Annotated in this window: 21 protein-coding genes and 1 pseudogene; 14 read left to right on the top strand and 8 right to left on the bottom strand. The window is 71.0% G+C overall.

The features are described 5' to 3' along the window. The first annotated feature begins 52 nt into the window (after positions 1 to 52). Positions 53 to 262, top strand: coding sequence for a hypothetical protein (locus tag ACWTPI_RS32090; RefSeq protein WP_454733795.1), 210 nt, complete (start codon positions 53 to 55; stop codon positions 260 to 262). Here the strand turns inward: ACWTPI_RS32090 and ACWTPI_RS32085 are convergent. Continuing rightward, a pseudogene (locus ACWTPI_RS32085) lies at positions 186 to 422 on the bottom strand (transposase); the annotation flags it as partial. The gene ACWTPI_RS32090 and the pseudogene ACWTPI_RS32085 overlap by 77 nt on opposite strands. 240 nt (positions 423 to 662) lie before the next feature. After that, positions 663 to 1,682, bottom strand: coding sequence for a LacI family DNA-binding transcriptional regulator (locus ACWTPI_RS32080; protein ID WP_454733794.1), 1,020 nt, complete (start codon positions 1,680 to 1,682; stop codon positions 663 to 665). A 142-nt stretch (positions 1,683 to 1,824) separates the two neighbouring features. Between ACWTPI_RS32080 and ACWTPI_RS32075 the strand changes: the two genes are divergently transcribed. From ACWTPI_RS32075 to araD, 3 genes are all read left to right on the top strand, one after another. After that, on the top strand, positions 1,825 to 2,817 hold the full coding sequence (locus ACWTPI_RS32075; protein WP_020203978.1) for a Bug family tripartite tricarboxylate transporter substrate binding protein: 993 nt from the start codon (positions 1,825 to 1,827) through the stop codon (positions 2,815 to 2,817). An 8-nt stretch (positions 2,818 to 2,825) separates the two neighbouring features. After that, positions 2,826 to 3,656, top strand: a complete 831-nt coding sequence (locus ACWTPI_RS32070; RefSeq protein WP_454733793.1) for an HpcH/HpaI aldolase family protein — start codon at positions 2,826 to 2,828, stop codon at positions 3,654 to 3,656. Positions 3,657 to 3,732: 76 nt separating this feature from the next. Further along, positions 3,733 to 5,460: an L-arabinonate dehydratase gene (araD, locus tag ACWTPI_RS32065; RefSeq protein ID WP_020203976.1), complete on the top strand. Its 1,728-nt coding sequence runs from the start codon at positions 3,733 to 3,735 to the stop codon at positions 5,458 to 5,460. Between the two features lie 57 nt (positions 5,461 to 5,517). Here araD and ACWTPI_RS32060 read toward each other — a convergent pair whose 3' ends face one another. Beyond that, the gene (locus ACWTPI_RS32060) at positions 5,518 to 6,480 is read right to left on the bottom strand and encodes a LysR family transcriptional regulator (protein ID WP_029043815.1); all 963 of its coding nucleotides are present in this window, start codon (positions 6,478 to 6,480) and stop codon (positions 5,518 to 5,520) included. A gap of 197 nt (positions 6,481 to 6,677) precedes the next feature. On the opposite strand from ACWTPI_RS32060, the gene ACWTPI_RS32055 reads away from it, so the two are divergent. Beyond that, entirely contained in the window at positions 6,678 to 8,192 is a 1,515-nt protein-coding gene (locus ACWTPI_RS32055; RefSeq protein ID WP_059412313.1) for a CoA-acylating methylmalonate-semialdehyde dehydrogenase, read from the top strand. Between the two features lie 102 nt (positions 8,193 to 8,294). Here the strand turns inward: ACWTPI_RS32055 and ssuD are convergent, their stop codons facing one another. Further along, on the bottom strand, positions 8,295 to 9,410 hold the full coding sequence (gene ssuD, locus ACWTPI_RS32050) for an FMNH2-dependent alkanesulfonate monooxygenase (protein WP_020203973.1): 1,116 nt from the start codon (positions 9,408 to 9,410) through the stop codon (positions 8,295 to 8,297). Positions 9,411 to 9,615: 205 nt separating this feature from the next. Between ssuD and tauA the strand changes: the two genes are divergently transcribed. Genes tauA through ACWTPI_RS32035 form a run of 3 tightly spaced genes read left to right on the top strand, consistent with a single transcriptional unit; the run spans position 9,616 to position 12,331 of the window. Beyond that, positions 9,616 to 10,611, top strand: a complete 996-nt coding sequence (tauA, locus tag ACWTPI_RS32045) for a taurine ABC transporter substrate-binding protein (protein ID WP_454733792.1) — start codon at positions 9,616 to 9,618, stop codon at positions 10,609 to 10,611. Beyond that, positions 10,587 to 11,438 carry a taurine ABC transporter ATP-binding protein gene (locus tag ACWTPI_RS32040; RefSeq protein ID WP_454733791.1) on the top strand — a complete coding sequence of 284 codons (852 nt, stop codon included), beginning with the start codon at positions 10,587 to 10,589 and terminating at the stop codon, positions 11,436 to 11,438. The genes tauA and ACWTPI_RS32040 overlap by 25 nt, the downstream gene beginning before the upstream one ends. Continuing rightward, entirely contained in the window at positions 11,435 to 12,331 is an 897-nt protein-coding gene (locus tag ACWTPI_RS32035) for an ABC transporter permease subunit (RefSeq protein WP_454733790.1), read from the top strand. The genes ACWTPI_RS32040 and ACWTPI_RS32035 overlap by 4 nt, the downstream gene beginning before the upstream one ends. Before the next feature lie 66 nt (positions 12,332 to 12,397). On the opposite strand, the gene ACWTPI_RS32030 is transcribed toward ACWTPI_RS32035, so the two are convergent. Next, positions 12,398 to 14,110 (bottom strand): carboxylesterase/lipase family protein, encoded by a 1,713-nt coding sequence (locus tag ACWTPI_RS32030; RefSeq protein WP_454733789.1) that lies wholly within the window; start codon positions 14,108 to 14,110, stop codon positions 12,398 to 12,400. 285 nt (positions 14,111 to 14,395) lie between these two features. On the opposite strand from ACWTPI_RS32030, the gene ACWTPI_RS32025 reads away from it, so the two are divergent. The 5 genes from ACWTPI_RS32025 (at position 14,396) to ACWTPI_RS32005 (ending at position 19,181) form a co-directional block, all read left to right on the top strand. After that, positions 14,396 to 15,379 carry a Bug family tripartite tricarboxylate transporter substrate binding protein gene (locus ACWTPI_RS32025; protein WP_454733788.1) on the top strand — a complete coding sequence of 328 codons (984 nt, stop codon included), beginning with the start codon at positions 14,396 to 14,398 and terminating at the stop codon, positions 15,377 to 15,379. Then, entirely contained in the window at positions 15,372 to 16,127 is a 756-nt protein-coding gene (locus ACWTPI_RS32020; RefSeq protein WP_454733787.1) for a GntR family transcriptional regulator, read from the top strand. The genes ACWTPI_RS32025 and ACWTPI_RS32020 overlap by 8 nt, the downstream gene beginning before the upstream one ends. Before the next feature lie 59 nt (positions 16,128 to 16,186). Beyond that, a complete protein-coding gene (locus ACWTPI_RS32015) occupies positions 16,187 to 17,416 on the top strand; it encodes an aconitase X (protein ID WP_020203966.1) in 1,230 nt (409 codons plus the stop codon). After that, positions 17,413 to 17,946, top strand: coding sequence for an aconitase X swivel domain-containing protein (locus ACWTPI_RS32010; protein ID WP_020203965.1), 534 nt, complete (start codon positions 17,413 to 17,415; stop codon positions 17,944 to 17,946). The genes ACWTPI_RS32015 and ACWTPI_RS32010 overlap by 4 nt, the downstream gene beginning before the upstream one ends. Positions 17,947 to 18,155: 209 nt before the next feature. Continuing rightward, positions 18,156 to 19,181: an alpha/beta fold hydrolase gene (locus ACWTPI_RS32005; RefSeq protein WP_454733786.1), complete on the top strand. Its 1,026-nt coding sequence runs from the start codon at positions 18,156 to 18,158 to the stop codon at positions 19,179 to 19,181. A gap of 11 nt (positions 19,182 to 19,192) precedes the next feature. On the opposite strand, the gene ACWTPI_RS32000 is transcribed toward ACWTPI_RS32005, so the two are convergent. Then, the gene (locus tag ACWTPI_RS32000) at positions 19,193 to 20,506 is read right to left on the bottom strand and encodes a sensor histidine kinase (RefSeq protein ID WP_454733785.1); all 1,314 of its coding nucleotides are present in this window, start codon (positions 20,504 to 20,506) and stop codon (positions 19,193 to 19,195) included. After that, the gene (locus tag ACWTPI_RS31995; RefSeq protein WP_020203962.1) at positions 20,503 to 21,246 is read right to left on the bottom strand and encodes a response regulator; all 744 of its coding nucleotides are present in this window, start codon (positions 21,244 to 21,246) and stop codon (positions 20,503 to 20,505) included. Before ACWTPI_RS31995 ends, ACWTPI_RS32000 begins: the two co-directional genes overlap by 4 nt. A gap of 279 nt (positions 21,247 to 21,525) precedes the next feature. Here ACWTPI_RS31995 and ACWTPI_RS31990 point away from each other — a divergent pair, with 279 nt between their 5' ends. After that, positions 21,526 to 21,942, top strand: a complete 417-nt coding sequence (locus ACWTPI_RS31990; protein ID WP_454733784.1) for an organic hydroperoxide resistance protein — start codon at positions 21,526 to 21,528, stop codon at positions 21,940 to 21,942. A 22-nt stretch (positions 21,943 to 21,964) separates the two neighbouring features. Here ACWTPI_RS31990 and ACWTPI_RS31985 read toward each other — a convergent pair whose 3' ends face one another. After that, entirely contained in the window at positions 21,965 to 23,653 is a 1,689-nt protein-coding gene (locus tag ACWTPI_RS31985; RefSeq protein WP_454733783.1) for a PEP/pyruvate-binding domain-containing protein, read from the bottom strand. Positions 23,654 to 23,655: the final 2 nt, after the last annotated feature.

The following is a 23,655-nucleotide window of genomic DNA, read 5'->3' as shown; positions in this document are numbered from 1 at the left end:
TTGCGAGGCCTGATTCGTTGACTCGTTGGTCACATGTTTGGCCGGCCATGGGATGGTGACCCTGGTCGATCTGCATGCCCGCATGAGTACCAGTCCAGCTTGGTGGCGCGCGGTGCCCGGGGTCTGCGTGGGCAAGGTGCGGGCACTGCTGCGCTTTGTCGAGGCGCACGCCCAAATGCTCACGCCGTTTGCCAACGCCCGAATTCCCTGGGTAACATGCGCCAGCCGCAGCCGGAGCGCATTAGGTAGCGCAGTGCATTGATTGCCTCGCGCAGATCGCATTGCCTGCGCCGGCCGCGGGCTACCGGCTTGGGCAGTAGCCCCTCTATCGCACCCCACTCTACGTCCGTCAGATCCCTCGGATACCGCTTTGTCTTGGTCGCCATGATCGCCTGCCGCTCTCGATGTTCTTTTTTCCACATCCGAGGGTTAAACCACATCTGCTGGGAATTTTCAAACAGGCTCCTAGGCCGTCCCGGTCTTCTTCACGACCTTGATCTGACCATCACCTTCTTGGTCTTTTTATGGGAAGTGGTTCAAGGTCATTTGACGGTCACGCCGAGGTCTTGGCCTGCAGGTGGGGCGTGGTGAACACTATTGGTTTGTTATGCAGATAAGGACAGCGTCTTGTCGGCGCGAAATAAGCGCAAGCTGTCCACCCCCTACACCCCCCTCCCCGTACTCTCCCGCGCAATCGTCTCGAACCCCACATCCACCGCTAGCGACGCTTCCTCCCCCCGCATCCGCGCCAGCAGCGCGCGCGCGGCGCGGTTGCCGATGCGCGTGCCGTCGACCCACAGCGTCGACAGCGCCGGCACGGCGTCGATCGCCAGGGCCTGGTTGCCGAAGCCCATCACGCCCAGCTGATCCGGGACCCGGATGCCGACGGCGTGCGCGTGCGCGAGCACGCCCAGCGCCAGGGCGTCGGAGCTGCAGAAGACGGCGTCGGTCTCGGGGGCGCGCTGCAGCAGTTCCTTCAGCACTTCGCGGCCGCGGCCGGCCTGGGGGTTGGATTCGGGGAACACGATCTCGACGGGTTCGGGGGTGCCGGCTTCGAGGGCGGCGCGCCTGAAGCCGAGTGCCCGGCGCGCGGCCCGGCTGTCGTCGGAGCGCAGCAGCGCGGCGCGCCGGTAGCCGCAGGCGGTCAGGTGGCGATAGGCCGCCCGGCCGGCGTCTTCCTGCGAGAACCCGACCACCACGTCGAGCGGATGCGGGGTGTAGTCCCATAGTTCGACGATGGGGATGCCGGCGTTGAGCAGGAGCCGCCTCGTCCGCGCGGTGTGCTCGATGCCGGTCAGCACGACGCCGTCGGGGCGCCGGCTCAGCATGGTCGCGAGCCAGTTTTCCTCGCGCACGGGGTCGTAGCGGGAAATGCCCAGCGTGGTTTCGTAGCGTTCGGCTTCGAGCGTGCCCACGAGTTCGTCGAGCATGTCGGAGAACAGCGAGTGGCCGATGGACGGCACGATGGCCGCCACCAGGCGCGTCTGCCGCGAGGTCAGCCCGCCGGCAAGCGAGTTGGGCACGTAGCCGGTCTGTTCGACGGCGGCTTCCACGCGCAGGCGCGTCGTCTCGGCGACGAGGTCGGGGCGGTGCAGCGCGCGCGAGGCGGTCATGGGGGACACGCCCGCGAGGCGGGCGAGGTCTTTCAGCGTGGGCGCCACGCTCGCGGGACGGGAAGCCATCTGTGCCTTGTCGACGTCAAATGATTGCAATGTTACGGCAATCATGATGGCAACACAAAATATCAGCGGTCATCCCTTGTTTCGCCTGATTCTTCCTCGGCTCCAGGGGATATGATTGCGCAATCATAAGAGGAGACAAACGATGGATCATCGCTCGCGCGCGGCCAATCGCCGCACTGTTCTGTTCTGTCTGCTGGCCGGCCTGCTCGCCCCGCTGGGCAGCGCCTTCGCGGACACCTATCCTTCCCGGCCGGTATCGGTGGTGGTGCCGTTCCCGCCGGGCGGCCAGACCGACGTGGTCGGCCGGCTGATCGCCAACCAGCTGGGCCGTGTGCTCGGCCAGGCGTTCGTGGTGGAAAACCGGCCGGGCGTGAACGGTTCGCTCGGCTCGGACATGGTGGCCCGCGCCGCGCCGGACGGCTACACGCTGGTGATCGGCGGGCCCGGCACGCATGCGATCAACCAGCTGGTGAACGCGAACGTGCGCTACGACGCGCGCAAGGACTTCACGCATATCGCGATGCTGAGCCGCGCGCCCATGCTGCTGGTGGCGGCGCCCCAGCTCAAGGCCAACACCGTGGCGGAGCTGATCGCGCTGGCCAAGGCGCACCCGAATTCGCTGAATGTCGCCTTGACCGGGATCGGCTCTTCCAGCCACGTGACGACGGAGCTGTTCAAGCAGACCGTCGGGATCTCGCTGAACTCGGTGCCCTACAAGGGCGACGTGCCCGCCATGACGGACCTGATCGGCGGGCAGCTGGACCTGCTGTTCGTGCCGGCGACGTCGGCGGTGACGTTCGTGCAGGGCGGCAAGCTCAAGGCGCTGGCCGTGGCCGGCTCGCAGCGGCTGGAGGCGTTGCCGAACACGCCGACCATGCCGGAGGCCGGCCAGCCGCGCATCGTCAATTACTCCTGGACGAGCCTGGAGGGCCCCGCCGGGATGCCGCCGGAAATCGTGCAGCGGCTGAACAAGGCCTGCCAGGAAATCCTGAAGCAGCCGGACGTCGTCGCCCAGCTCGCCAAGATCAACAGCGTCTCGACGCCGGGCACGCCGGAGCAGGCCGCGAGCTTTATCTCGGCCGAAGTTGCCCGCTGGGTACCCGTCGTCAAGAGCGCCAACATCCGGACGAATTAAGTACAGACATGCTGCCTATCAATCATTTCAAGCGCGCGCTGCAGAGCGGGCGCGCGCAGATCGGCGTGTGGTCGACCATTCCGTCGCCATACGTGTCCGAGCTCATCGCGGGTGCCGGTTATGACTGGGTGCTGCTGGACACGGAACATACGCCCACGGATGTGCCGCTCATGCTGAGCCAGTTGCAGGCCACCGCCGCGGCGCAGCCGCCCGAGGGCATGCTGCCCGCGCACGCGGTGGTGCGGCCGGCGTGGAACGATCCCGTCCTGATCAAGCGCTACCTCGACATCGGCGCGCAGACCCTGCTGCTGCCCTTCGTCCAGAATGCCGAGGAAGCGCGCGCCGCCGTGCTGGCGACGCGCTACCCGAGCGCCGGCATTCCCGGCATCCGCGGCATGGGCGGCTCCACGCGCGCCGCGAACTTCGGCCGCACTGCGGACTACGTGGCGCGCGCGGCCGAGGAACTGTGCGTGCTGGTGCAGGTGGAGACGGCCGAGGCGCTCGACCAGATCGAGGCGATCGCCGCGGTCGACGGCATCGACGGCATCTTCATCGGTCCCGCCGACCTGTCCGCGAGTCTGGGTTATCCGGGCAACGCCGGCCATCCCGCCGTCAGCGGCGCCATCGACGACGCCATCCGCCGGATCCGCGCCTGCGGCAAGGCGCCCGGCATCCTCATGGTGGACGAGGCGCGCGCGCGCGAATGCCTGGCGCTTGGCGCACAGTTCGTCGCGGTGGCGCTCGATACCGTCATGCTGAGAAACGGGCTCGACGCCGCCGCGGCGCGCTTTCGCAACCCGGGCCAGGCGAGCGCCGCCCCCGCGCCCGGCGGCTACTGAGCGAGCGCAGGCACGGCGTCTGACGCGTATCTGACGCGCGTCCGAACCCATACCCGACCCAGATTCCACAGTGACCATGAAGAAAGCAGAAGAGCTGCGCAGCGCCCGGTGGTTCGCGCCGGACAACCTCCGAGGATTCGGCCACCGCTCGCGCATCATGCAGATGGGCTATGCCCCGGCCGACTGGGCGGGCAAGCCGGTCATCGCCATCATCAACACGTGGTCGGACATCAATCCGTGCCACGCCCATTTCAAGACGCGCGTGGAGGACGTCAAGCGCGGCGTGCTGCAGGCCGGCGGCTTCCCGCTGGAACTGCCGGCGCTGTCGCTGTCGGAGAACTTCGTCAAGCCGACCACCATGCTGTACCGGAACATGCTGGCGATGGAGGCGGAGGAGCTCATCCGCTCGCATCCGGTCGACGGCGTGGTGCTGATGGGCGGTTGCGACAAGACCACGCCGGGGCTGCTGCTCGGCGCCATCAGCGCCGGGCTGCCCGCGATCTACGTGCCCGCCGGCCCGATGCTGCGCGGGAACTGGCACGGCAAGATACTGGGCTCGGGCTCGGATGCCTGGAAGTTCTGGGACGAGCGGCGCGCCGGCGTCATCAACGACCAGGACTGGCAGGACATCGAGGGCGGCATCGCGCGCAGCCACGGCCACTGCATGACGATGGGCACCGCGTCGACCATGACCGGCGTGGCGGAAGCGCTGGGCATGACCTTGCCGGGCGCGTCGTCGATCCCGGCGCCCGACGCGAATCACGTGCGCATGTGCGCGGCCTCCGGGCGCCGCATCGTCGAGATGGTGTGGGAAGACCTGGTGCCGGGCCGCATCCTCAGCCGCGGCGCGTTCGACAACGCCATCGCCGTGGCGATGGCGATGGGGTGCTCGACCAATGCCGTGATCCACATGATCGCCATGGCGCGCCGCGCCGGCCACGACGTGACGCTGGACGACTTCGACCGCGCGAGCCGGGTGGTGCCGGTCATCGCCAACGTGCGGCCGAGCGGCGACAAGTACCTGATGGAGGATTTCTACTACGCCGGCGGCCTGCCCGCGCTGATGCGCAAGCTGCTGGGCTTCCTCTCGCCCGGCGAGCTCACCGTCAACGGCCGCACCATCGCGGAGAACGTGCGCGATGCCGCCTGCCACAACGACGACGTGATCCGGGACATCGACCAGCCGATCTACCCCGAGGGCGCGCTGGCCGTGCTGAAGGGCAACCTCGCCACCGAGGGCTGCGTGATCAAGCCGTGCGCGATGGAGCAGCGGCTGATGAAGCATACCGGCAAGGCCATCGTGTTCGACGACTACCCCTCGCTGAAGGAGGTCATCGACCGCGACGATTTCGATGTCAGCGCGGACGACGTGCTGGTGCTGCGCAATGCCGGCCCGCAGGGCGGCCCCGGCATGCCGGAGTGGGGCATGCTCCCGATCCCGGGCAAGCTCGTCAAGCAGGGCGTGCGGGACATGCTGCGGATCTCGGACGCCAGGATGAGCGGCACCAGCTATGGCGCCTGCATCCTGCACGTCTCGCCGGAAGCCTTCGTCGGCGGCGCGCTTGCGCTGGTCCGCACCGGCGACCTCGTCGAGATCGACGTGATGGCGCGCAAGCTGGAGCTGCTGGTCAGCCCCGGGGAACTCGAGCGCCGGCGCAAGGAATGGACGCCGCCGGAGCGGAATTTCGAGCGCGGATACGGCTGGATGTTCGCCCAGCACATCCTGCAGGCGGACAAGGGCTGCGACTTCGACTACCTCGAAACGTCGTTCGGACGCTCGCCCGGAGAACCCGCGATCTATTGATCCCGTCCGGCCCGACACTGTGTCGGCCAGGCCGGTCCCACGCCTTCACCGGGCCGCTCAAGTCCGGTGAAGGCGTTTTGGCTGGCGCGGCGCGAAGCCCTGCGCGTAGGCCTCGCGCAGGTACTCGACGAATACCTGCGAGACCCTGGACGCATGGGCCGAGTAGGGCCGGATCGCGTACAGCCATTCGCCGAAGACGCCGGTGGAGCGCCAGCCGGGCAGGACCTCGACCAGCCGGCCGCTCTGCAGCGCGGACTGGGCGCTGAAATCGGGCAGCAGGGCGATGCCGAGGCCCGACATCGCGGCGTCCCGCAAGGCCTCGCTGTTGTTGACGGCCAGCTGGCCCGAGACCGGCACCGTGACGGGGTCCGGCTGCCCGGCATCGGCCGACACGAAGGTCCACGTGGGCGTGCCATGCGTGCGCGGGTAGTGCAGGCAGACGTGCCCGGCGAGCGCGGCCGGGGAGGCCGGCATGCCGCGCGCGCGCAGGTAGGCGCGGCTGGCCGCGAGCACCGTCCGCGTCGGCGCCAGGGCCCACGCCACGTGCGTCTCCGGCGGAGCGGCGGTATGGCGCACGGCCAGGTCGAAGCCTTCCTGGGCCAGCGGGCGGATGCGGTCGGACATGTCCAGCTCGATCTGTATGTCCGGGTAGCGCCGCAGGAAGGCCGGCAACGTCGGGACTAGCTGCTGGCGGGAAAACGCCACCGGCGCCGTCACGCGCAGCAGGCCGCGCGGGGCGCCGGCCAGATCGCGGACATTGGCGAAGCTCGTCGCAATCCGATCGAACGCGCCGCGCGTCGACTCGACCAGTTCGCGCCCCGCCGCCGTGAGCGTGGCGCTTCTCGTCGTGCGCTGCACGAGCATGATGCCGGCCGCCTTCTCCAGGTCGGCGATGTGCTGGCTCATCGACGCCTTGCTGACCCCCAGCCGGGCGGCCGCCTTGCTGAAGCTGCCCTGCTGGTCGAGCACCACGAGCCAGTGCAGGTGCTCCCAGAGATATTCCACGTTTCCTTGCCGCATTCTTGTCGCCGCCTCCCGCCGCGCACTACCGTGCACTACCGCGCACTACATCTCCGCGATGCCGATCATTCGCATGTCTGGCATGGTAGCAGGTCAAAATCCTGAACAATATGTTTGGCAAAGGACGTCTACCCGGTTGCCCGCGCCATTCATATACTGCGTCGACCGCATGGACGCACAATCGACAGGAGATACCCGTGACCGCGCCTTACACCAGTTCCGCCGAAGTCATCCACCACGTTTCCGGCAAGCCTTACGTCGGCACCGGCACGCGCACCCAGGACGTGTTCAATCCGGCCACCGGCGCCGTCGCGCGGCAGGTCCGCCTGGGCTCGGTGGAAGACGTGGACGCGGCCGTGGCGAGCGCGAAGGCCGCGTTTCCGGCATGGGCCGACACGCCGCCGATCCGCCGCGCGCGCGTCATGCTGAAGTTCCTCGAGCTGATGAACCGGCACAAGGACGAACTGGCCGCCATCATCACCGCCGAGCACGGCAAGGTGCTGAGCGACGCGGCCGGCGAGGTCAGCCGCGGCATCGACATCATCGAGTTCGCCTGCGGCATCCCGCAGTTGCTCAAGGGCGACTTCACCGACCAGGTTTCCACCGGCATGGACAACTGGACGCTGCGCCAGCCGCTGGGCGTGGTCGCCGGCATCACGCCGTTCAACTTCCCCTGCATGGTGCCGTGCTGGATGTTCCCGGTGGCCATTGCTGCCGGCAATGCGTTCATCCTCAAGCCGAGCGAGCGCGATCCGTCCGCGTCGCTGTTCATGGCCGGCCTGCTCAAGCAGGCGGGTCTGCCGGACGGCGTGTTCAACGTGGTCCAGGGCGACAAGACCGTGGTCGACGCGCTGCTGCAGCACGCGGACGTCAAGGCCGCCAGCTTCGTCGGCTCGACCCCGATCGCCAACTACATCTATGAAACCGGCGCCAGGCTGGGCAAGCGCGTGCAGGCGCTGGGCGGCGCCAAGAACCACATGGTGGTGATGCCCGACGCCGACATCGACCAGGCCGTGGACGGCCTGATCGGCGCGGCCTACGGCTCGGCCGGCGAGCGCTGCATGGCCATCTCGGTGGCGGTGCTGGTCGGCGACGTCGCCGACAAGATCATGCCCAAGCTGGAAGCGCGCGCGCGCGAACTGGTCATCCGCAACGGCATGGAGCCCGATGCCGAAATGGGGCCGGTCGTCACGCGGCAGGCGCTGGAACGCATCGAGGGCTACATCGCGCTCGGCGTGGAAGAAGGCGCGAAGCTGCTCGTGGATGGCCGCAACTACAAGGTGCCGGGCCACGAACAGGGCTTCTTCACGGGCGGCACGCTGTTCGACAACGTGACCCCGGAGATGCGCATCTACAAGGAAGAGATCTTCGGTCCGGTGCTGGCGTGCGTGCGCGCCGACGACTTCGCCCACGCGGTCAGGCTGGTCAACGAGCACGAATTCGGCAACGGCGTGGCCTGCTACACCCGCGACGGCCAGATCGCGCGCGAATTCGCCCGCCGCATCGAAGTCGGCATGGTCGGCATCAACGTGCCCATTCCGGTGCCGATGGCATGGCACGGCTTCGGCGGCTGGAAGCGCTCGCTGTTCGGCGACATGCACGCCTATGGCGAAGAGGGCGTGCGCTTCTACACGAAGCAGAAGAGCGTCATGCAGCGCTGGCCGGACGACACCACCCGCGGCGCCGAGTTCGCCATGCCGACGGCCAAGTAAGCGCCGTCGCCTTCCGGCCGGCCGGCACCGCGATCCCCGCGCGGATTGCCGCCGGCCCGGTTCGCCTTACGTTCGCCTTCATGTTCACTCTCGCGCCCGCCCTCAGCGGGCGCGAATGTCGAATGCGCCGCCGGTCTGCGCCTGGTCGCGCAGCGTCACCGCTTCCTTGCCCAGCAGCGGGAACACCAGCTCGGCGAAGCGGATCGCTTCCTCCAGGTGCGGATAGCCGGACAGCACGAACGAGTCCACGCCCAGCGCCGCGTACTCGGCCAGCCGCGCGGCCACGGTCTCGGCGTCGCCCACCAGCGACGTGCCGGCGCCGCCGCGCACCAGCCCCACGCCGGCCCACAGGTTGGGAGCGATCTCCAGCCGGTCGCGCCGCCCGCCGTGCAGCGCGGCCATGCGCTGCTGCCCCACGGAATCCATGCGCGCGTAGTTCTGCTGCGCGCGCGCGATGTCGTCGTCGGTCAGCTTGCTGATCAGCCGCTCGGCGGCCGCCCACGCTTCCTCGCCGGTTTCGCGCACGATCACGTGCAGGCGCACGCCGAAGCGCACCGTGCGCCCCAGCTTGGCCGCGCGGGCGCGCACGTCGGCGATCTTCTGCGCCACCTGCGCGGGCGGCTCGCCCCAGGTCAGGTAGGCATCCACGTGTCTGGCGGCGAGGTCGTGCGCCGCGTCGGAGGAGCCGCCGAAATACAGCGGCGGATAGGGCTTCTGCACCGGCGCGTGGAACACCTGCCCCTTGCGGATGCTGTAGTGCTTGCCGTCGAAATCGACGGTCTCCCCGCGCAGCAGGCGGGTCCAGATCTGCAGGTACTCGTCGGCGGCCTGGTAGCGCTCGTCGTGGGCGAGGAACACGCCATCGGCCTCCAGCTCGGTGGCGTCGCCGCCCGGCACCACGTTGAGCAGCAGCCGGCCGTTCAGCGCCTGGTCGAGCGTGGCGGCCTGCCGCGCCGACGGCCCCGGGCCGCCGAGCGACGTGCGCAGCGCCACCAGCAGCTTGATGCGCTGCGTGACCGGCACCAGGCTGGAGGCGACCACCCACGGGTCCAGGCACGAGGCGCCGGTCGGGATCAGCAGGCCGTCGTAACCGAGGTTCTCCGCGGTGACGGCGATCTGGCGCAGGTAGGGGATGGTCGGCGCGCGGCCGAAGTCGGACTTGCCCAGGTAGCGCGTGTCGCCGGAAGTGGGGAGGAACCAGAAGATGTCGAGAGCCATACCGTTGGATGCCTGAGGCGGTGAATGTGCAGGGCATCATTTGAGCGCCGCCGCCGTCCGCGCGTAAGAATATTTGCGAGATAGCATGGGCGGTGGCCGCATATGCCACGCCGGCCGAATGTGGATAAGCATGGGAGGAAATCTTCGTTCGGGCGAAAAATGCCGCTTCTTATACTGGTCCCTTTCGATCCGGGACGACACACACATGAAGCGCTTTCTGAACACGATGATGGTCTGCGCGACGCTGCTGCTGGCGGGCGGCGCCGCGGCGCAATCCCGGGAGGTGGTGATCGCCTACCAGGACATGGTCGTGCCCTGGCGCCATGCGCAGGATGCGCAGGCGGTCGAGAAGAAAACCGGCTACAAGGTCAGCTTCCGCAAGCTGGCCAGCGGCGCCGACGTGATCCGCGCGCTGGCCTCGGGCTCGGTGCAGATCGGCGAGGCCGGCTCGGCGCCGATCGCCTCGGGGCTGTCGCAGGGCCTCGACATCGAGTTGTTCTGGATCCTCGACAACATCAACGATGCCGAGGCGCTGGTGGTGCGCAACGGCAGCAACGTCAGGTCGCTGGCGGACCTCAAGGGCAAGCGCCTGGCGGTGCCGTTCGTGTCCACCTCGCACTTCCACACGCTGCTGGCGCTGGAGGCCGCCAAGGTCGATCCGCGCGGCGTCAGGATCGTCAACATGCGTCCGCCGGAAATCGCCGCCGCGTGGGAGCGCGGCGACATCGACGCCACCTTCATCTGGGACCCGGTTCTCGCCAAGGCCAAGAAGAGCGGGCAGGTGCTGACCACCTCGGGCAAGATTGCCGCGCAGACCGGCAAGGCCACGTTCGACGGCATCGTGGTGAGCAAGGCGTTCGCGCGCGACAACGACGCCTTCCTGACGGAGTTCGTCAAGATACTGGCCGACACCGACGCGGCGTACCGCAACAACAAGTCCGCCTGGAGCGCCGATTCGGCCCAGGTCAAGGCGGTGGCGAAATGGTCCGGCGCCGAGCCGGCCGACGTGCCGGCCAGCCTCGCGCTGTACGAATTCCCGACCTTGCAGCAGCAGGCCTCGGCGGCCTGGCTCGGCGGCGGCGCGGCCAGGTCGCTGGCGGCCACCGCGGCCTTCCTGAAGGAGCAGGGCACCATCCAGAACGTGCTGCCTGACTATGCGTCCGGCGTGAACGCGACATGGGTACGCAAGGCAGCGCAGTAAGCCACCCGCCCGGCCACGCGCCCGGCCATGCCGGCAGCCCGAAGGCCGGCGGCCGGATCGAGGCGCGCCGCCTGTCGGTGCGCTTCGCGCCGTCCGGCGCGCAGGCGCCGCTCGCGCTCGCCGGCGTGGACCTGTCCATCGCGCCGGCCGAGTTCGTGGTCGCGCTGGGGCCGTCGGGCTGCGGCAAGACCACCTTGCTGAACTGCCTCGCGGGATTCATCCGGCCGTCCGCCGGCAAGGTGCTGCTCGACGGCGAGGCGGTGTCCGGTCCCGGCCCCGGGCTGGGCGTGGTGTTCCAGAAGCATGCGCTGATGCCGTGGCTCAACGTGCAGGACAACGTCGCGCTGGGCCTGCGCTTTCGCGGCGTGCCGCGCGCCGCGCGCCTCGCGGTGGCGCGGGAGAAGCTCGCGCTGGTCGACCTGGAGCGCCACGGCGCCACGCCCATCTACCAGTTGTCCGGCGGCATGCAGCAGCGCGTGGGCATTGCGCGCGCGCTGGCCAACGATCCGCGCGTGCTCCTGATGGACGAGCCGATGGGCGCGCTCGACGCGCTCTCGCGCGAGTCGGTCCAGGAAGTGCTGGCGCGGGTCTGGGCGGCCACCGGCAAGACCGTCTTCTTCATCACGCACAGCGTGGAGGAAGCGCTGTTCCTGGGCACCCGCGTGATCGTCATGTCGGCGGGGCCGGGCCGCATCACCCACGATTTCCAGGTGCCGTTCCTGCGGCGCTATATCGACGGCGGCGACGCCAGGGCGGTGAAATCGTCGCCCGAGTTCATCGACTGGCGCGAGCGCCTGCTGCAACTCGTTCACGGACAAGGTGCATGAGCGAGGCCGACGACGTCATCCGTCCCGCCATCGCGGCGGCGCCCGGCGAGGTGCCGGCCGGGGCGGCTGCCTCAGCCGCATCAGCCGGGCCGCTGCCCGCGGCGCGGCCGTTTCCGCGGCTGGGCAGCGGCGGGACCGCGGCCATCACCGTGGCGACGGTCGTGGCGCTGCTGGCCGGCTGGTGGGGCGTGACCGCGGCGGGCTGGATCGCGCCGCTGTTCCTGCCGCCGCCGGCGGCGGTCTGGCGCGCCGCGGTGCAGGCGTGGGACGGCAACGTGCAGGGCGGCCTGCCGCTGTGGCAGCACATCGGCTGGAGCCTGTGGCGCGTGTTCGGCGCGTTCGCGCTGGCGGCGCTGAGCGCGGTGCCGGTGGGGCTGCTGATGGGGACCAGCCGCGTGGCGCGCGGCATCCTCGACCCGGTGCTGGAGTTCTACCGCCCGCTGCCGCCGCTGGCCTACCTGCCGCTGATCGTGATCTGGTTCGGCATCGACGAGACCGCCAAGCTGCTGCTGATCTATCTGGCCTGCTTCGCGCCGATCGCGCTGGCCACGCGCGCCGGGGTGGCCGGCGTGCAGGCCGAGCAGCTGCATGCGGCCTTGTCGATGGGCGCCACGCGCGCGCAGCTCGTGCGCCACGTCATCCTGCCGTCGGCGCTGCCGGACATCCTGACCGGGCTGCGCATCGCCATCGGCTTCGGCTGGACCACGCTGGTCGCGGCGGAGATGGTGGCGGCCACGGCCGGGCTCGGCCAGCTGGTGCTCAATGCGTCGAACTTCCTGCGCACCGACGTGGTGGTCATGGGCATCGTGCTGATCGGCCTGATCGCCTACCTGTTCGACCTCGCCATGCGGCGGCTGTCGCGCGCGCTGACGCCGTGGCAGGCGCACCGCTGAGCGCGAAGCCGCCGCGCGCCGGCATGGCGCCGGGCGCGCGGCCGGCAGCGGCCGGCGTCAGCCGCGTCAGTCGCGGGTGAACGACACCGGGAAGCTGTACTCGTACAGCGGGATGCCCGCGAACGCCGCGCGAGCGTGCGCGGCGGGATCGCGCCGCGCCTCCCATGACTTGCCCAGCAGCGCGGTGGTGCGCGCCGTGCCGTCGTAGGGCGTCCAGCCCGACACCGTGTCGCCTGGCCGGCCGGTGCGCGCGAACTGCGCCCAGATCGCGCCCATGCGGTCGCGCACCTGGAGCTGGTCGGGGCTGTCCTGCACCAGCGGCCGCGCCGCGTCGAGCGTGCCGAAGATGAACGGCACCTCCGCCGTGTGCGGCGAGCCCAGCGCGCCGCCGCGCGCGGGCGATTTCCAGTCGAACTCGTAGGCATAGACCGGCGCGCCTTGCTGCGCGGCCTTGCGCTCGGCCACGGCCAGCGTCGGCAGCCGGTAGTTGTAGTCGCCGGCGATGCGGATCAGCAGCTCGCTCGGCGTGGCCTTGCCGTCGCGCTCGCGGTAGGCCTCGATCAGCCGGTCGGTGGCGGCGCCGTCGAGCCGCAGGAAGCGCTGGATGCGCTGGCGCGCCTGGGCGGCGCCCAGCGAGAAGTTGCGCGGGTCGGCGGCGAGGAAGAAGGTGGCTTCGTCGGCGGCGTTGCCGATCAGCACCGGCACGTCCGCCGCCAGCGGCGAGGCCACCGGGTCGAACGGATCGTCGGCGAACACCCGGCCGTCCAGCGTCGGGCGGAACTCGCTGACGCCGCCGGCGGCGCCCGACACCTTGGCGAACGCGGCTACCAGCTGCGCCACCGGCACCTCGCGCAGGCGGCCCGCGCTGGCGGCGTTCAGGCCGAACTCGCGCAGGAACGCATGCGCGGCGCGCGCCGCCGCCTCGGGCCCGGCCAGCTTCCACGCGCCCGAGCCGCTCTGCACGATGGCGCGCTGGATGTAGCCGCGCGCGGCGGGCAGGCCCAGCAGCGCCGTGACCTTGGCTGCGCCGCCCGACTGGCCGAACACCGTGATGTTGGCCGGGTCGCCGCCGAACGACTCGGCATTGGCCTTGATCCATTTCAGCGCGGCGAGCTGGTCGAGCGTGCCGAGGTTGCCCGACTCGGCGGACAACTGCTCGGGATGCTCGCCGGTGAACAGCCCGCCCAGCACGTTGAGGCGATGGTTGACGGACACCACCACCACGTCCTGCGACACCGCCAGGTGGCTGCCGTCGAAGCCCGCCGAGGTGCCGGCGCCGATGGCGAACGCGCCGCCGTGCAGCCACACCAGCACGGGGCGGCGCCGGTGGTCGCGCAGCGCCGGCGTGAATACCGACAGCGACAGGCAGTCCTCGCTCGCGGGGATGGCCGACCAGTACCAGGCGAACTCGGCCGGGCTGCCGACCTGCGGCTGCGGGGCCGAGGCGCCGCCTTGCAGGGCGTCGCGCACGCCCGCCCACGGCTGGCGCTCGAGCGGCGGGCGGAAGCGGTTGTCGCCGGCGGTGGTGGCGGCATAGGGCACGCCGCGGAACGCGAACGCGCCTTGCGCGCGCGTGCCGCGCAGGCGGCCCGAGGTGGTCTCGGCGACCGGCTCGGCGGTGGCGGCGGTGGTGGCGCATGCCGACAGCGCGCCCAGGGCGGCCACGCTGGCGCCGGCGCGGGCGGTGCCGAGCAGGAAGGTGCGGCGGGAGGTGGGGTGGGAGGTGCGTCGGGAGGTGCTGCCGGAGGTGCCGGGCACGGTCGGGATGGCTGGAGTCAAGTTGGTTTCCGGTGGGTGCCGCGGCGCGTCCGGCCAGGCCGGACGCCGCGCGGCAACAGGCCATGATGCTAGCCCGGCGCTCGCGGCCGGCAAACGAAGCTTCGTTCATATGCGTATTTGCCGGCTGGCGCGGCGTCCGGCGGCAGCGGCGCGCGGCAGCGGCCCGCGTTGTGGCCGCAGGGTTCGCATATGCATGTGCGAAAGCCTTCGTTAGAAAACTCGTATTAATACGTTTCAATACAAGTCTTCGCCCGGACCTGTCCGGCGCCCGCTTGAGGAATTACCGTGTCCACCCGCGTTTTCGCGGCGGCCTGCGCCGCCGCCTTCAGCCTGTTCTCCGTCCTGCCGCTCGCCGCGTCCGCCGCCGAGGCCTATCCGAAGCAGGCCATCCGCCTGGTGGTGCCGTTCCCGCCCGGCGGGCCCACCGACATCGTGGCGCGCCCGCTGGCGCAGGCGCTGTCGCACCAGCTCGGGCAGCAGGTGGTGGTGGACAACCGCGGCGGCGCCGGCGGCATCATCGGCGCCGACCTCGTCGCCAAGTCGCCGGCCGACGGCTACACGCTGCTGCTCGGCACGGTGGGCACCAACGCCATCAACCAGAGCCTGTACCGCAAGCTGCCGTACCAGCCGTCGACCGACTTCACGCCGATCTCGCTGCTGGCGTCGGCGCCGGTGGTGCTGGCGGTCAACCCCTCGGTGCCCGCCCACACGCTGGCCGAGTTCATCGCGCTGGCGCGCAGCAAGCCGAAGTCGATCGCCTACGGCTCGGCCGGCAGCGGCTCGCCGGGGCACCTCGCGGGCGCGCTGTTCGCCGACGCGGTGCACGCCGAGCTGCTGCACGTGCCCTACAAGGGCAGCGCGCCGGCCATCTCGGACCTGCTGAGCGGGCAGATTCCCGCCATGTTCGACCCGGTGCAGTCGCCGCTGGCCAACATCCGCGCCGGCAAGCTGCGCGCGCTGGCGGTGTCCGGCACGCGCCGCAGCCCGGTGCTGCCCGACGTGCCGACGATGGCGGAGGCCGGCGTGCCCGGCTACGAGGCCGAGGCCTGGTGGGCGCTGTTCGCGCCGGCGGGCCTGCCGGCCGCCGTGCAGCAGAAGCTGCAGGCGGAAACCGCCCGGGTCATGCGCAGCGCCGAGATGCGCGAGCAGCTGGGCAAGCTGGGCATCGAGCCGGTCGGCAGCAGCGCCGCGGAGCTGCGCGCGCTGGTGGAGACCGAAGTCCCCAAGTGGGCGCGCGCGGTGAAGAGCTCGGGAGCGACGGTTGACTGAGACGCTCGAGATCCGCGCCGACGCGGTGCTGGACCGCCACGCCGCCACGCCGCTGTACGAGCAGGTCTGCCGCATCCTGCGGGACGGCATCGACGCCGGGCGCGGCACGCTGCTGCCCTCGGAGGCGGCGCTGCAGCGCCGTTTCGGCATCAGCCGCGTGACCGCGCGCCAGGCGCTGCGCAAGCTGGTCGACGAAGGGCTGATCGAGACCCGCCAGGGCAAGGGCACCTTCGTCTCGCGCGGGCGCGTGCGGCATCAGCTCGACACGCCGCGCGGCTTCTACGACGAACTGCTGTGCCAGGGCGTGATCCCCGAAACCACGCTGACCGCGTTCGGCGCGCGCGCGCCGCGCGCGCCCGGCCTGTCGACCTACCTGGAGCGGCGCTACCTGGTCGACGGCGAGCCGCTGGCGGTGGTGGCGTCGTGGCTGCCCGACGCGGCGCTGGCGCTGGGCGAGGAGGTCGCGGCCGAGCGCACCATCTACGGCATCGTCGAGCAGGGCCTCGGTCACCGCATCGCGCGCGTGGAAACCACCATCAGCGCCGGGCAGGCCAGCGCGCCGGTGGCGGCGTCGCTGGCGCTGGGGCGCGGCGGCTTCGCGCTGGTGCTGCTGCGCCGCTCGTTCGACGAGCAGGACGCGCTGTGCGAGATCTCGGCCTTCCACGTGCGCCCCGACAGGTACGAGTTCGTCGTCACCGCGCAAGGCCCGCTGGCCGGCGTGCAGACGCGCGCGCGGCCGCCGGGCTGACCCCGGCGCCGGCCACCCGTCATCCGGAACCCCCACCAGAGAGAACGACAGAGAACGACATGAGACTCAACGACGAAGAGGCAGCCATGCTGGCCGGCGAGGCCGGCACCGTGGCGCGCACTGTCATCGAACACCAGATCAAGGTAGGCGACTTTTTTGGCGCGCAGGATTTCGTGCCGGTATCGCAAGCCCACATCATGGCCGATACCGAGAGCCTGGGGCAGGCCGGCGTGATGTGGCTGGAGCGGCTGGCCGACGCCGGCGACGGGCGCGTGCGCATCCCCACCATCACCGACCCGCGCGGCACCGATTTCGAGAAGGCTTCGCTGCTCGGCCAGGCCGAGTGGATGCTGGAGCTGGAGCGCCGCGCCATCGACGCCTTCACGCGCCTGGGCGTGAGCATGACCGACACCTGCATCAACTACCAGACCGTGCTGGCCGCCACGCGCGGCGAGCACGTGGCGTTCGGCGACACCGGCGTGGTCATCTATTCGAATTCGGTCAGCGGCGCGCGCTCGAATTTCGAGGGCGGGCCGTCGGCGCTGGCGGCGGGCCTGACCGGGCGCACGCCGCGCTACGGCTTTCACCTCGACGCGCAGCGCCGGGCCACGCTGCGGCTGCGCGTGGACTGGACGCCGCAGAGCCTCAACGACTGGGGCGCGCTGGGCGGCGTGATCGGGCGGCTGGCGGGCAACTACTGGCAGGTGCCGGTCATCGAGGGCCTCGAAGCCGCGCCGACCTCCGACCAGCTCAAGCATTTCGGCGCGGCGATGGCCAGCTTCGGCTCGGTCGCGCTGTTCCACCTGGTCGGCATCACGCCCGAGGCGGCGCGCCTGTCCGACGTGGGCGGCGATGCGCTGCCGGTGGCGCACCGCATCGGCCAGGCCGAGGTGCGCGGCCTGCAGCAGAGCTACGCGGTGGAAAAGGAGATCGACGTGGTGGTGTTCTCGGCGCCGCAACTGAGCCTGTTTGAGCTGCGCCAGCTGGCGGGGCTGTGCGAAGGGCGGCAGTTCAAGCGCCCGCTGCTGGCGATCACGAGCCCGCAGGTCAAGCCGGACTGCGACCGCTTCGGCTACACGGCCGCCATCGAGCGCGCCGGCGGCACGGTGATGTCCGGCATGTGCTTCTACCAGTCCTACGCGCGCGAGATCCGCGAGGCCAAAGGCTGGACGCGGCTGGCCACCAACAGCGCCAAGATGGTTAACATCCTGGGCGGCTACGGCTACGTACCCATGCTGGCGTCGATGGAGCAATGCGTCGACGCGGCAGAAACCGGAGAACTCGCATGAGCGACACGATCTTCACCGCCCGCCACGCGATGGGCCGCCCGGTAGCGGGCCAGGCGCTGGTCGCCGCCGACGGCTTCTCCGCGCGCTACGACCTCGACCGCCTGCAAGGGGTGTTCTCGCGGCCCGGGCACAAGCTGGCCGGGCAGTCGTACCTCGACCGCATCCTGATCCTCGACACCGCCAAGGGCGGCGTGGCGACGGCCTGGATGCTGCACGAGATGCAGTCGCGCCACATGGCGCCGCTGGCCATCGTCCTCAACTCGGTCAACACCATCCTGGCCCAGGGCGCGGCGCTCGGCGACGTGACGCTGCTGGCGGGCTTCGATGTCGACATCACGGCGCAGATCGCGCACGGCGCCTGGGTGGACATCGACCCGGCCACGCGCACGCTGCGCGTGGTGCAGCCGCCCGCCTCGTCGACCTTGTCCACCTTGTCCAGTTCGTCCACCTCGCCGCTGCTGCCCGTGCATGGCGGTGGCGAGGGTGGCGTGAGCAAGGTGCACGGGCCGGCCTCGCGCGCGCGGCGCTGAGCCGGCGCGTGCGCCGGGCGGCGCCCGCATGCCGCCCGGCGCGCGCGCTCTCTCCACTCCCCGCGGCTTCCGCCGCGCCGGCCTTGTATCGCCATGTATCCGCCCGCGCCTATGCTACATGGGCATGCAAGTCCGGCGCGCGGCGATACACGGGGGATACACGCGGCCCGCATGCTGTGCATGACCCGCCATCACCCGGAGAGAGCACCATGCCTGACCAGATCAACCAGCCGCGCCGCCGCCTGTTCGGCGCCGCGGCCATGACCCTCGCCGCCGCCCCGTTCGGCGCGATCCGTTTCGCGCACGCGCAGGCCGGCCCGCCGCCGGGCGCGCTGGCCTCGTTCGGCCCGCTCAGGCAGGTCGATGCCGGCGAGCTCAACGTCGGCTATGCCGAGGCCGGGCCCGCCGGCGGGCCGGTGGTGATCCTGCTGCACGGCTGGCCCTACGACATCCACAGCTTCGTCGACGTCGCGCCCATGCTGGCGGCGGCGGGCTACCGGGTGATCGTGCCGCACCTGCGCGGCCACGGCACCACGCGCTTCCTGTCCGCGCAGACCTTCCGCAACGCGCAGCAGGCGGTGGTGGCGCTCGACATCGTCGCGCTGATGGACGCGCTCGGGATCAGGACCGCCATCCTCGCCGGCTACGACTGGGGCGCCCGCACCGCCAACATCATCGCCGCGCTCTGGCCCGAGCGCTGCAAGGCGATGGTGTCGGTGAACGGCTACCTGATCAACAACCTCGAGCGCAACAAGCTGCCGCTGCCGCCCAAGGCGGAGTGGGGCTGGTGGTACCAGTTCTACTTCGCCACCGAGCGCGGCCGGGCCGGCTACGAGGCGAACCGCAAGGCATTCGCCAACCTGATCTGGAAGGTCAACTCGCCGCAGTGGCAGTTCGACGACGCCACCTTCGAGCGCACCGCGGCGTCCTTCGACAACCCGGACTACATCAGCATCGTGATCCACAACTACCGCTGGCGGCTGAGCCTGGCCGCCGGCGATCCGAAGCACGACGCGCTGGAAAAGCGGCTCGCCGCCGGCCCCGTCATCGCCGTGCCGACCATCACGCTGGACGGCGATTCCGACGGCGTCGCCCCGGCCACCGACGGCACCGCCTACGCCGGCATGTTCTCGGGCAGGCGCACGCACCGCATCATCAGGGGCGTCGGCCACAACCTGCCGCAGGAGGCCCCGCGGGACTTCGCGCAGGCGGTGCTCGACGTGGACAAGTACTGAGGAGCGGCGGTTCAGCGCAGGGTGACTTCCGCGCACAGCCCGCCGCCGTCGCGGTTGCGCAGCGCGAGCGTGCCGCCGATGGCCAGCGCGAGCTGCTGCGCGATGGCCAGCCCCAGCCCGGTGCCGCCGGTCTCGCGGCTGCGCGACTGCTCGAGTCGGAAGAACGGCTGCATCACCGCTTCCAGCTGGTCCTCCGGGATGCCCGGGCCGCGGTCCAGCACCGCGATGACCACCGCGCCGCCGGCGTCCCTGCGCACCGACAGCTCGGCGGCGCCGCCGAACTTCAGCGCGTTGTCGATCAGGTTGGTCAGGATGCGGCGCAGCGCGTGGGGGCGCGTGACGATGGCGCCGTCGATGCGGCCGGCCGTCGTCACGGCCTTGCCGGTGTCCTGGTAGTCGTAGGCGAGGCTCTCGATGAACGAGGCGATGTCGATGCGCGCGGCGGCCTCCGCGTCGCCGTGGGTGCTGCGCGCATAGGCCAGGCCTTCCCGCACCAGGCGCTGGATCTCGGCGAGGTCCTGCACGAGCTTGTCCTTGCCGGCGGAATCCTCGGCCATCTCGGCGCGCAGCGTCATGCGCGTGATCGGCGTCTGCAGGTCGTGGGAAATCGCCGCGAGGATCCGCACCCGCTCCTCCACGTAGTGCGCGATGCGGTCGCGCATGGCGTTGAACGCCATCGCCGCGTGGGCCACCTCGGCCGGCCCCGCCTCGCTCAGGCGCGGCGCCGGCCTGTCCGGGTCCAGCGCGTCGGCGGCGCGCGCCAGGTCGGCCAGCGGGCGGATGGCCAGCCGCACGGCGAACCAGCAGCACAGCAGCAGCAGGACGAGCTGGATCGCCAGCACGTAGGGCAGCCACTGCGCCAGCGGCAGCGGCGCGGGATGCACGTCGATGGTCAGCGGGCTGCCGTCGCTCAGCGTCAGGTGGGCCTGCAGGCGCTTGCCGTCGCCGGGGATGGATTCGATCTTGACGGGATGGCGCCGGCCGCCCGCTTCCTGGATGCGCGCGGCGATGTCGGCGCCGCGCGCGCTGAGGTCGGGCACGCCGGGCAGGCCGGGGCCGAGCACGAAGCGGTAGGTGCCGCGGTCCAGGCGCGGCACCCATTGCGCGCGCTCGTCGGCGGGAAGGCGGTCGAGGATGGCGATGGAGGTCGCCACGTCGCTTTCCAGCGTGCCCAGCATGACCGCCCGGGCGGTGAGGTAGCGCTCGGCGAAGACCACGCCGAAGGCCAGCCCGTACGCGATGGTCAGCCCGGCGAGCAGGATCAGGAACAGCCGCGAGCCGAGCGTGCGCGGCAGCGGCAGCAGGCGCGCGGCGGCGGCGCTCATTGGCGGGGCTCGGCGATCTCGACCGGCATGGCGAACACGTAGCCTTCGCTGCGCACGGTCTTGATGTAGGCCGGCTCGCGCGCGTCGTCGGCCAGGCGCTGGCGCAGCCGGCTGACCAGCAGGTCGATGGAGCGCTCGAACAGTTCGGCCTCGCGCCCCTGCGTGAGATTGAGCAGCTGGTCGCGGTTGAGCACGCGCTGCGGGTGGTCGACGAACACGCGCAGCAGGCGGTACTCGGCGCCGCTGAGCGCGACCGCGGTGCCGTCGCGGTCGATCAGGTGGCGGCCGGTGGTGTCGAGCTGCCACGCGCCGAAGCGCAGCAGCCGGCCGGCTTCCGTCACCTGCAGGTTGGGCGGCAGCATGCGCGTGCGGCGCAGCACCGCCTTGATGCGCGCGAGCAGCTCGCGCGCGGCGAATGGCTTGGCCAGGTAGTCGTCGGCGCCCATCTCCAGGCCGACGATGCGGTCGGTCTCGTCGCTGCGCGCGGTCAGCATCAGCACCGGCGTGGCCTTGTGGCGGCCGGCGCGCAGCTCGCGGCACAGGACCAGGCCGTCGTCGCCGGGCAGCATCAGGTCCAGCACGATCAGGTCGACGGCACTGGCTTCGAGGAAGGCGCGCATATGCCGCCCGTCCGGCGCGACGGTCACGCGCAGGCCGTTCCTGGTCAGGTAGGCCGAGACCAGTTCGCGGATTTCCCGGTCGTCGTCGACGATCAGGATGTGATCGATATGAGGTTCCATCGGGAGCACCTTCGGCGTGGATCGGAAGACGGCGTGGCAACGGCACCGAAAATACCGGAAGACGGCCGCGCCGGGGGCCATGCCGGCCGCCCTCTTTGTATCGCAGTGTATCCGCGCGCGCGCCGCTGACACTGCCTTACGCTTGCGGCCGATGCCGATACACAGCGGACATGCCGGCCGTGTCTCATGCGGTCATGGCCGGTGGCGCTCGCGCCGCCGGCGAGTTGACCCCGGGCGGCACGGCCGTGCCCGCCCCGATTTCACCACCAGGAGTTCATCATGACCCAGACGCAGAAAGTGCTCTACACCGGCAAGACCCACACCACCGGCGGCCGCGACGGCAAGTCGCGCAGCAGCGACGGCCGTCTCGACATCCAGTTGTCGTCCCCCGGCACCGCGGGCGGCGGCACCAACCCGGAACAGCTGTTCGCGGCGGGCTGGTCGGCCTGCTTCATCGGCGCGCTGGGACTGGCCGCGGGCAAGATGAAGGTCGCGCTGCCGGCGGACCTCGCGGTGGACGCCGAGGTCGACCTCGTCAAGTCGGGCGAGGCCTATTTCCTGCAGGCGCGCCTGAACGTCAGCCTGCCGGGGCTGGAGCGCGAGGTCGCGCGGGCGCTGGCCGACACCGCGCACCAGACCTGCCCGTATTCCAGGCTCACGCGCGGCAATATCGACGTCGTCATCAACGTGGTCTGAGCGGCCCCGGCGCGGCGCGCTTCTACCCGGCGGCCGGCCGCATGCTTGCCGTGGCCTCGCCATCGGCGCCGCGCAGCCGCCGGAGGCGGGCCTGCAGGTCGGCCAGCGGCTCGGTCACGGTGCGCACCGCGCCGGCATAGACGAGGCCGAGGTTGCCGTCCAGGGTCAGCAGGTCGCCTTCATGCAGGGTGGTCTCGCCGACGCGCAGCGTGCGCGCGGTCTCGTCGAGCTGCAGCGCGGCGCAGCCGACCAGGCACACCTTGCCGAGCTGGCGCGCGACCACGGCGGCGTGCGAGGTCCGCGCGCCGTGCTGGGTCAGCAGGCCCGCCGCCAGTTCGAGCGCGGCGATGTCGCTGGTCTCGGCGTCGCGCCGCACCAGCACCACCGGCGTGCCGGCCGCCTGGCGCGCGCGCGCCGCCGCTTCGTCGAAGGCGATCGCGCCGACGGCGATGCCGTTGGCCGCGCTGGCCGCCTGCGCCAGCGGCGTCGGCGGCGTCGGCGGCGTGCCGTCCGGCGACACGGTGTGCGTGGCCACCAGTTCCTCCGGCTTCAGCGCGGCGGTGCGTTCGCGCGCCACCGCGGCCGGGATGATGCCGGCGTCGCACAGGTCGAGCGCGATGCGCGCCAGGGCCTGCGCGGAGCATTTGCCGTTGCGGGTCTGCAGCAGGTACAGGCGCCCGTCCTGCACCGTGAACTCGAAGTCCTGCATGTCGCCGAACGCGCGCTCAAGCGTGGCGGCAACGTCGGCCAGGTCCTGCCACACCGCCGGCATCACGGCGGCCAGCTCGTCGTGGCCGTAGGCGTTGCGCCGCCCCGAGACCACGTCCTCGCCCTGGGCGTTGAACAGGAAGTCGATCCACAGCGCCGGCTCGCCGCTGACCGGGTCGCGCGTGAAGCCGACGCCCGAGCCCGAGCGCCCGCCGGCATTGCCGTACACCATCGTCTGCACCGTCACCGCGGTGCCGATGGTGTCGGGGATGTCGCGCTGGCGGCGGTATTCGCATGCCTTGGGCGAGCGCCAGCTGGCGAACACCGCGCCGATCGCGCCGCTCAGCTGGGCCTGCGGGTCTTGCGGAAACGGCGTGCCCGCGGCGCGCGCGTAGGCTTCCAGGTAGCGGCGCGTGAGCATGCGCAGTTCGGCGAAGTCGAGGTCGCGCTCGTCGCGCGTGCCGGCCAGCGCCGCGCTCTCGGCATCGAACACCGCCGCCGGCACGCCGGCCACCACTTCGCCGTAGCTCGCCACGAGCCGGCGGTAGGTGTCCCACGCCAGGCGCGGGTTGCCGGTCTGGCGCACGAAGCCGGGCAGCGTGGCGTCGCACAGGCCGATGTTGAGCAGCGTCTCCATCATGCCCGGCATCGACACCGGCGCGCCCGAGCGCACCGACAGCAGCAGGGGCAGCCTGGCGTCGCCGAAGCGCAGGCCGGTGGCGTGTTCCAGGGCCTGCAGCCCGGGCCGCCAGAGCGCAGGCGCGGTGGCCGCCGGGCTGGTGGCGGCGCTTGCGCAATAGACCGTGCCGAGCGCGAACGCGGGCGGCACCGGCAGTCCCAGCGCGGCCATGCGCAGCAGGTTGAAGGCCTTGAAGCCCATCGTCCGCGCGGAGGGCTCGTGCGCCGGATGCGCAAGGCGGGCGGTGCCGACCGGCGCGGCGCAGCCGATCAGGTAGAGGGCGTCGGGCCAGTCCGGAGCCGCGGCGGGGTCGGGTGCGTTCATGT

This window comes from Cupriavidus ulmosensis, assembly GCF_977008105.1.
The sequence above is the reverse complement of the archived record's forward strand: the minus strand, read 5'-3'. Positions and strand labels throughout refer to the sequence as shown.

Excerpts from the sequence above, each read along its gene's own strand:
- tauA (WP_454733792.1), top strand. The coding sequence starts at position 9,616 with ATGAAGCGCTTTCTGAACACGATGATGGTCTGCGCGACGCTGCTGCTG.
- ACWTPI_RS32010 (WP_020203965.1), top strand. The coding sequence starts at position 17,413 with ATGAGCGACACGATCTTCACCGCCCGCCACGCGATGGGCCGCCCGGTA.
- ACWTPI_RS32070 (WP_454733793.1), top strand. The coding sequence starts at position 2,826 with ATGCTGCCTATCAATCATTTCAAGCGCGCGCTGCAGAGCGGGCGCGCG.
- ACWTPI_RS32075 (WP_020203978.1), top strand. The coding sequence starts at position 1,825 with ATGGATCATCGCTCGCGCGCGGCCAATCGCCGCACTGTTCTGTTCTGT.
- ACWTPI_RS31990 (WP_454733784.1), top strand. The coding sequence starts at position 21,526 with ATGACCCAGACGCAGAAAGTGCTCTACACCGGCAAGACCCACACCACC.
- ACWTPI_RS32090 (WP_454733795.1), top strand. The coding sequence starts at position 53 with ATGGTGACCCTGGTCGATCTGCATGCCCGCATGAGTACCAGTCCAGCT.
- ACWTPI_RS32005 (WP_454733786.1), top strand. The coding sequence starts at position 18,156 with ATGCCTGACCAGATCAACCAGCCGCGCCGCCGCCTGTTCGGCGCCGCG.
- ACWTPI_RS32040 (WP_454733791.1), top strand. The coding sequence starts at position 10,587 with ATGGGTACGCAAGGCAGCGCAGTAAGCCACCCGCCCGGCCACGCGCCC.
- ACWTPI_RS32015 (WP_020203966.1), top strand. The coding sequence starts at position 16,187 with ATGAGACTCAACGACGAAGAGGCAGCCATGCTGGCCGGCGAGGCCGGC.
- araD (WP_020203976.1), top strand. The coding sequence starts at position 3,733 with ATGAAGAAAGCAGAAGAGCTGCGCAGCGCCCGGTGGTTCGCGCCGGAC.
- ACWTPI_RS31995 (WP_020203962.1), bottom strand. The coding sequence starts at position 21,246 with ATGGAACCTCATATCGATCACATCCTGATCGTCGACGACGACCGGGAA.
- ACWTPI_RS32035 (WP_454733790.1), top strand. The coding sequence starts at position 11,435 with ATGAGCGAGGCCGACGACGTCATCCGTCCCGCCATCGCGGCGGCGCCC.
- ACWTPI_RS32000 (WP_454733785.1), bottom strand. The coding sequence starts at position 20,506 with ATGAGCGCCGCCGCCGCGCGCCTGCTGCCGCTGCCGCGCACGCTCGGC.
- ACWTPI_RS31985 (WP_454733783.1), bottom strand. The coding sequence starts at position 23,653 with ATGAACGCACCCGACCCCGCCGCGGCTCCGGACTGGCCCGACGCCCTC.
- ACWTPI_RS32080 (WP_454733794.1), bottom strand. The coding sequence starts at position 1,682 with ATGGCTTCCCGTCCCGCGAGCGTGGCGCCCACGCTGAAAGACCTCGCC.
- ACWTPI_RS32060 (WP_029043815.1), bottom strand. The coding sequence starts at position 6,480 with ATGCGGCAAGGAAACGTGGAATATCTCTGGGAGCACCTGCACTGGCTC.
- ssuD (WP_020203973.1), bottom strand. The coding sequence starts at position 9,410 with ATGGCTCTCGACATCTTCTGGTTCCTCCCCACTTCCGGCGACACGCGC.